General features: G+C 59.8%; 1 pseudogene. It reads left to right on the top strand.

The features are described from left to right. Positions 1-1,163: pseudogene (locus tag EN935_RS36590) on the top strand (urocanate hydratase); the annotation flags it as partial. Between the last annotated feature and the right edge of the window lie 68 nt (positions 1,164-1,231).

Below are 1,231 nucleotides of genomic sequence, written 5' to 3'. Positions count from 1 at the left end.
TGACAATGCACGGGGGTGTGTCCGTCACGGTCGAGGTCCGCCCCGAGGTGGTTGCCGAGAAGCTGGCGCAGGGCTGGGCTGATGTCGAAGCCAAGACTCTGGACGAAGCCATCGCTTTGGCCGCTGAGGCAGTTAAGGCCAAGCGACCGCTTGCCATTCTGATCTGCGCCAACATGGTCGATATCTGCGAGGAGGCGCTTGAGAAGAAGTGGATCCCGGACATCGTGACGGAAATGTGCCCATTCCACGATCCCTTCGCAGTGATTCCGTCGGGCCTAAGCCCAGAGCAGGCCGCCTCCATGCTACAGCTGTCGCGTATAGATTATATAAAGCAGGCTCGCGCTTCGATCCTTCGGATGGTCAAGGCCATGAACAGGTTCAAGGACGCGGGTGCTGAAGTGTTTGAATTCGGCACCTTTGTGCGCAAGGAAGCGGTCGATGCCGGCATGCCTCGAGAGGAGGCCTTCCGCTATCCTGGTTTCGTGAAGGCCTATTGGCGCCCCAAATTCTTTGAGCTTGGTCGTGGACCCTTTCGCTGGACGTGCATCTCGGGCGAGGTCGCGGACCGCGACCGACTGGACCGGCTGGCGCTGGAAATGTTCCCGAATTGCCCGATCACTCAGCGATGGATCCCACTGGCTCGCAAGCATCTGCCGATCGAGGGGTTGCCCGCGAGGGTCTGTTTCCTGGGGTTCGGCCAACGCAAGGCTTTCGCCCTGGCGGTTAACGACCTGATCAGGAACGGTGAGGTCGTCGGGCCGATAGCCTTCGCGCGTGACAATTTGGATTCTGGCGCGATCTCGAATCCGTCCCTGGAAACCGAGGATATGCGGGACGGTTCGGACAGTATTGCGGACTGGCCGTTTTTGAACGCGCTCCTGAATGCCGCCGCCATGGCAGATCTGGTGTCAATCCAAGCCAATGGCACCATGGGCACCTCGCATCACACCGGCTGCACTATCATCGCCGATGGAACCGAGGAGGCCGACCTGAGAATCGGCGCATCGATGACGACGGATGTGGGGATCGGTATCGTCCGCTATGCTCAGTCAGGCTATGATATGGCCCGCGCCGTAGCCGAAGGCAAAGGGCCGCTGACAAAGGATACCATCAAGGTTCCGTTGTGGTGGAGTTCCAAGGCGACCTTTGGTCCGGCGGATTGAGATCCAAAGGAAGCGACCTTGAGCACGTTGATAGGAGCGCGGGAGGGAGATCTGACCGCGTCCCTAGG

Origin of the sequence: Mesorhizobium sp. M7D.F.Ca.US.004.03.1.1, assembly GCF_003998635.1 — a bacterium.
Lineage (GTDB): Bacteria > Pseudomonadota > Alphaproteobacteria > Rhizobiales > Rhizobiaceae > Mesorhizobium > Mesorhizobium loti.
Note: the sequence above shows the minus strand (reverse complement) of the source record. Positions and strands in the feature narration are given on the sequence as shown.